Origin of the sequence: Trebonia sp., assembly GCF_049794275.1 — a bacterium.
Taxonomy (GTDB): Bacteria; Actinomycetota; Actinomycetes; order Streptosporangiales; family Streptosporangiaceae; genus Trebonia.
The window spans coordinates 1-5,530 of the sequence record NZ_JBARCR010000049.1 but is presented as its reverse complement, the minus strand read 5'-3'; the positions used below and the strand labels follow the sequence as shown (position 1 = coordinate 5,530).

The following is a 5,530-nucleotide window of genomic DNA, read 5'->3' as shown; positions in this document are numbered from 1 at the left end:
GTCCTGAGCCGCGCGGCGCGCGCCTCCCTCGCCGAGCAAGGGCCCGCGCGAGCCGCGGTCCCTGGCGTCCATGGCGGCCCCGGGCACCAGGCGGACCTGTGGCTGGTCGCCGCCGTCGGCTTGTTCGTGCTGGCCATCGGGTACGGCTTCACCTCGGCCGCCAGCGAGGGCGCGGGTATCGCGGCGGGCATCCTGCAGGCGGTCGGGGTCGCGGTGCTGGCCGGGGCGATGGCTTCCGCCAGGTCGCGGGGGCTGCTGCGCGCTCACCCGGTTCCCGGCGTGATTGCCGGGCTGGTGATCCTGGCGGTGTCGTTCCTCGCCGCCGCGATCGTGGCCGGCCTGTCCTTCCGCACGCTCACCGCACTGGGCGCCGGCCTCACCGTCGTCACCGCGGTGCAGCTGGCCGGCGTCGTGGCGCTGGGCCTGGCGGCATGGACGCGAGTGCGCGAACTGTACCCGAGCGCGCGAACGGCCGAGGTACGCCCTTAGCCTGCGCTGCTAGCCTGCGCTGCCGTCGCCCGGTCAGGAAACGGCGGCGGCCACGCTGATTCCCGCGAGGACCAGCATGATCCCGGCGGCGACGCGGGTGATCCAGGTCAGGGGTATGACCTTGAGCAGGCCACGGCCGCCGACGATGGCCAGGGCGGCCACCGCCCACAGGGCGAGGACCGCGCCGACCCCGACGGACAGCGGGTCGTGGTAGCGGGCGGCCAGGGTGGCGGTGGCGATCTGAGTCAGGTCGCCGAACTCGGCGACGAGGATGACCGCGAAGCCGGTCCAGGCGACGCGCCAGAATCCCGGCTTTTTGCTGTTCAGCTCGACGTGCTCATCGTCGCTCTCGTGCCTGCCGCGCAGCAGCAGCACCGCGCCCAGCGCGAACAAGACGGCGACGACGATCTCCAGCGGGCGGTGCGGAATCAGGGCCAGCAGGCTGCCGGCCGCGAGCGCCAGCCCGACGTGCACGGCGAACGCGGCGGCGACGCCGGCGAAGACCCAGGCTGGCCGGTAGCGGCTGCCGAGCACCAGGCTCGCCAGGGCGGTCTTGTCCGGCAGCTCGGAGAGGAAGATGACAGCGAATACGGTGGCGGCGATGGCCAGGCTCATCTGAGAGGCTCCTCATCGGGTCCTGCGGCCCGAAGGTCTCGCTCAAGCCTGGCGGCTCCCGGGCGCCGGGTCCCGCAATGCGGGACCAGTATGTCGACGGTCCGGCAGAAGAGCTACTCCCCTTCGCTTCGCTAACTATAACGCCCGGAACGCGGGGGTATTCCGCGCCGGGCGGGCCCGGCCTGGCCAGGGGGCTCTGGGCGGCGGGGAAGCTCGTCCAGCGGCCCTGGATAGGCCTTCTCGGCGCGGTCGGCGAGCTGCCCGGACTGGCGCCGCACCAGCAGCACCACCACGACAATCGCGACGACCGCGGCGCCGCCCAGGATCCAGTCGATCGTGCCGGATGTCCGCTGCAGCCAGTTCCCTGCCAGGTAGGCCACGGCCGTGTAGATCCCGGCCCAGACGATGCCGCCGGCGGCGTTGGCGGGCAGGAACTTGCGCCACCGCATCCGGCTCGTGCCTGCCAGGAACGCCGCGTAGGTACGCAGGACGGACACGAACCGGCCGAAGAACACCACCTTGGTACCGTGCCGGTCGAACAGGTAGCGGGCGGTTTTCAGCTTCCGCTCATCCAGCCGGACCTTGCTCCCGTAGCGGCGGGCCAGCCGGTAGCCGCCCTTGTCACCGATCCAGAACCCGATGTTGTCCCCGATGATGGCGGCCGCGGAGGCGACGGCGAAGATCAGCCACGGGTTCAGGTGGTGGGTCGTCCCTGCGTAGGTGCCGGCGATGATCAGCGCGGTCTCTCCCGGCAGCGGCACCCCCAGGCTCTCGGCCGCCACCAGGCCGAACACCGCCCAGTACCCGTAGCTGGCGATCAGCTGGCCGATGTTCACCCTCGCTCCTGCGGCACGTCCTCAAGCGGATGTAACGGCTGCTACCATGTGAAGGGTAACCCGGATGTGCGGCCCCCGTGCACATCCGGGTTCACTTCTTCTACGACAATGTAGACGATAAGTCACATCTGGTGGACGGCGCGGAAGACCCGCTCGGTGTAGTCGGCCAGCCGTTCGGTGCAGTGCTTGAGCTGCTGGCCGGCCTCGGCGGCGTTCGGCGCGCCGAACACGTCGCGGGCGGCCAGTTCCCGGTGCCAGCGGCGGAGCCGGTCCAGGCTCTGCTCTTCCTCTTCCAGCTCGGCCAGGGTGAATTTGCTCTTGGCGATCTCGGAGTCGATCTCCGCGTCGAACTTGCCGCAGTCCGCGATGAACTCCGCCCACTCCGCCTGCCGCGCCGCGGTGAACAAGGCGGACAGCCGGGCCGTGTCTGCCTCGGCGCGGCCTGCCGCCCGCAGCGTGATCACCTCTCCGTCGCCGCGGCCGACCAGGTCTTCGACCCGCGCGACCTTGTCCGCGACCGCCGGAACCTCGGGCAGCGCCCAGCACCCCTGGCCGAGCGGCACCGCGCCGGCGCGCCGCAGCTCACGCCACACCGCCACCCGGTGCCGGGACGGCTCGGCCGGCAGCCGCACGACTAGCATCAGCCACCGCGCCTGGTCATCCGCTGCCACGCCAGCGAAGGTACCACCCGTTACAGCCAATCCGCGGCGCCGCGGTACGGCGGGACGGGTGTACGGCGGAGCCGTACGGGCAGCATCCCAGCTGAACCCGTCACCACAGCTTCCCTGGAGGTACCGCATGTCGAAACCACCGCTACCCGACGCCGCGGTGGCCATGCTGCGCAAGCCCAATCCGGCGGTCATCACCACGCTGCGGCGAGACGGCCAGCCGGTGGCCACGGCCACCTGGTATCTCTGGGACGACGGCCGGGTTCTGGTGAACATGGACGAGGGCCGTAAGCGGGTGGCGCACATGCGCAACGATCCCCGGGTCGCGCTCGACGTGCTCGATGAGGGCGGCTGGTACACCCACCTCAGCATCATCGGCCACATCGACGAGATGCGTGACGACACCGGCCTGGCCGACATCGACCGTGTGGCCAGGCAGTACACGGGCAAGCCTTACCCGCGGCGCGATCGCGGCCGGATCAGCGCGTGGATCGCCGTAGACGGCTGGCACGGCTGGGGTGCGCTGAAGGACAGCGGCCAGCCGGGCTAACCAGGTCACTGCCCGGCCACCGATAGTCTCGGATTCCCCGTTCCGGTCAAGTCTGGAGAATTCGGTGAGGTTTCGGCAGGCCCGGCCGCCGGTGCTGGTGTCCTACGCCGCGTTCGTCCTGGTCGGCATCAACGTGGGGATCAGCGGCGTGCTGCTGCCGTCGCAGATGGCCAGCTACGGGGTGGACCGGGCCACGATCGGGATCATCTTCTTCACTGGGTCCGCCGGGTTCGTGCTGGCTAGCGTCAGCACCGGTGCGCTGATCCAGCGGGCCGGGATCCGGATCGCGCTGACAGCCGGCGGCGGCGCCTTCGTGCTGGCCGGGCTGTACCTCGCCACCCGCCCGCCGTTCATCGCGTTCGTGCTGGCACAGCTGGTCCTCGGGTACGGCACCGGGGTTCTCGAGTCGGGGCTCAACGTCTACATCGCGGGGCTGCCCGGCGCGACGACGCTGCTCAACCGGCTGCACGCGTTCTTCGGCGTCGGCGCGCTCATCGGGCCGCCGCTGGCCGCCTGGATCCTCGGCTTCGCCTCATGGACGGTGGTCTGGCTGGTGGTGGCCGCGGCCGGCGTCCCGCTGGTCGCCGGCTTCCTGCTGGCCTACCCGGGGCGGGAGCGGAGCGCCACCGATGCCCCCGGCGCACCTGTCGTTCACGCGGTGCCTGACGGGCCCGGACCGTCGCCCGCGCCTGCGCCGGTCCGGCGCGGCATGCTGCACACCGCGCTCAGGGACCGGGGTGTCCAGCTCGGCACGGCGATGCTGTTCGTCTACGTCGGTGTCGAGCTCGGCGTGGGCAACTGGGGGTTCAGCTACCTGGTGCAGGCGCGGGGCCTGCACGCGTCAATCGCCGGCTACACGATCAGCGGGTTCTGGCTGGGGCTGACCCTCGGCCGGTTCCTGATCAGCCCGATCGCCGCGCGGGCCCGCGCGACCACGGCCGCCATGATCTACGCGTGCCTGGCCGGCATCACCGCCGCCATCGCGGCAGCCTGGCTGTCGCCGGCCGCGGTGGCCTGCGTGGCGTTCGGCCTGCTCGGCTTCTTCCTCGGCCCGGTCTTCCCGACCACCATGGCGATCGTGCCGCGGCTCACGCAGCCGCGCCTGGTGCCCACCGCCATCGGCGTCATGAACGCGGGGGCCGTGATCGGCGGCTCCGCGCTGCCCTGGCTGGCGGGCACGATCGCCCAGAACGCCGGAATGCAGGCGCTGCTGCCGTTCGTCCTGGCGCTGTCCCTGGCCCAGTTCGCCGTCTGGCGGCCGATCGCCGCCCGACTGGGACGACGGGACTGACCTGGGCGTTACACGGCGCGGCTTCGTGATGGCGCCGGCGCCGGCGCGCGGGCTACTGTGAGCCGGTGAGACAGACGACCGGCTTCGCGCGGCTGCCGGGCGGGCAGCGGATCGCGTTTGCCGTGGTCGGCAGCGGCCCGCCGGTGGTGCTGCCTGCCTGGTGGGTCTCCAACGTCGTCGAAGACTGGCACTTCGGTCCGCTGTGCCGCTTCATCGAGGGCCTGGCGGCCGGGCGCACGGTCGTGCGGTATGACCGGCTCGGGACCGGCCTGTCCGACCGGGACCGGCCGGCCGAGACGTTCACCAAGGACTTCGAGGACGTGACGCTGTGCGCCGTCGTTGACGAGCTTGGCCTGGCGCGGGCGGCGCTGCTGGGCATCTCATGCGGGAGCTGCACCGCCGTGAGCTTCGCCGCCCGGCGGCCGGAGCGCGTCGATCGCCTCGTGCTCTACGGCAGCTACGCGCAGGGCCACGCGCTCGGCTCGCCGGAGGCGCAGGCCAGCATGATCGGCCTGGTCCGCTCGCACTGGGGGCTGGGCAGCCGGCTGCTGGCGGACATGTTCGGCCCGGACTGGTCGGCCGAGGACCGGGCCGCCTTCACCACGGCGCAGCGCACGGCCGCCGGCGCCGAAGTAGCCGCCGAACTGCTCGCGCTGATCTACGACACCGACGTGCGCGACGAGCTGCCCAGGGTTCGCGCGCCGGCCCTGGTCGTGAACCGCGAGCGCGACCGCGCGATGGGCCTGAAAGGCGCCCGCGAGGTGGCCGCCTTGCTCCCGCGCGCCGACCTCGTGACGCTGCCGGGGAACAGCCACCTGCCATGGCACGGTGACGGCGACGCCGTGCTGCGCGTCGTCGCGCCGTTCCTCGGGATCGAGGGCCCGCCCGCGCCGCCTGGCGAGGACCGTGCCGACGCCGACACAGGCATGCTCGGCGAGCTGAGCGCCAGGGAACGGGAGGTCCTCGTGCTGGTCGCGGCGGGCCTGAGCGACGCGCAGATCGCCGAGCGCCTCGTGATCAGCCCGCACACCGTGCACCGCCACGTAGCGAACATCCTGGCGAAGCTGCGGCGGCCCACGCG

At 72.1% G+C, this 5,530-nt stretch carries 7 protein-coding genes; 4 read left to right on the top strand and 3 right to left on the bottom strand.

The window, feature by feature from the left end:
• On the top strand, nucleotides 1-489 hold a 489-nt coding region (locus WA805_RS01265; RefSeq protein ID WP_425241450.1), incomplete at its 5' end, for a hypothetical protein.
• A 33-nt stretch (nucleotides 490-522) separates the two neighbouring features.
• Here the strand turns inward: WA805_RS01265 and WA805_RS01260 are convergent.
• The 3 genes from WA805_RS01260 to WA805_RS01250 all read right to left on the bottom strand — a co-directional run bounded on the left by WA805_RS01260 (nucleotide 523) and on the right by WA805_RS01250 (nucleotide 2,611).
• Nucleotides 523-1,104, bottom strand: coding sequence for a TMEM165/GDT1 family protein (locus WA805_RS01260; RefSeq protein ID WP_425241449.1), 582 nt, complete (start codon nucleotides 1,102-1,104; stop codon nucleotides 523-525).
• A 131-nt stretch (nucleotides 1,105-1,235) separates the two neighbouring features.
• On the bottom strand, nucleotides 1,236-1,940 hold the full coding sequence (locus WA805_RS01255) for a DedA family protein (RefSeq protein WP_422340628.1): 705 nt from the start codon (nucleotides 1,938-1,940) through the stop codon (nucleotides 1,236-1,238).
• A 122-nt stretch (nucleotides 1,941-2,062) separates the two neighbouring features.
• Nucleotides 2,063-2,611, bottom strand: a complete 549-nt coding sequence (locus WA805_RS01250; protein ID WP_422289587.1) for a Chromate resistance protein ChrB — start codon at nucleotides 2,609-2,611, stop codon at nucleotides 2,063-2,065.
• Between the two features lie 127 nt (nucleotides 2,612-2,738).
• Here WA805_RS01250 and WA805_RS01245 point away from each other — a divergent pair, with 127 nt between their 5' ends.
• The 3 genes from WA805_RS01245 to WA805_RS01235 form a co-directional block, all read left to right on the top strand.
• A complete protein-coding gene (locus WA805_RS01245) occupies nucleotides 2,739-3,158 on the top strand; it encodes a PPOX class F420-dependent oxidoreductase (protein WP_422322829.1) in 420 nt (139 codons plus the stop codon).
• 64 nt (nucleotides 3,159-3,222) lie between these two features.
• Nucleotides 3,223-4,449, top strand: a complete 1,227-nt coding sequence (locus WA805_RS01240) for an MFS transporter (protein ID WP_425241448.1) — start codon at nucleotides 3,223-3,225, stop codon at nucleotides 4,447-4,449.
• A gap of 65 nt (nucleotides 4,450-4,514) precedes the next feature.
• A partial coding sequence (locus WA805_RS01235) for an alpha/beta fold hydrolase (RefSeq protein ID WP_425241447.1) occupies nucleotides 4,515-5,530 on the top strand: 1,016 nt, incomplete at its 3' end.

Bases quoted from the DNA above. Each gene is read 5' to 3' on its own strand.
- WA805_RS01245 (WP_422322829.1), top strand. From the start codon at position 2,739: ATGTCGAAACCACCGCTACCCGACGCCGCGGTGGCCATGCTGCGCAAG.
- WA805_RS01260 (WP_425241449.1), bottom strand. From the start codon at position 1,104: ATGAGCCTGGCCATCGCCGCCACCGTATTCGCTGTCATCTTCCTCTCC.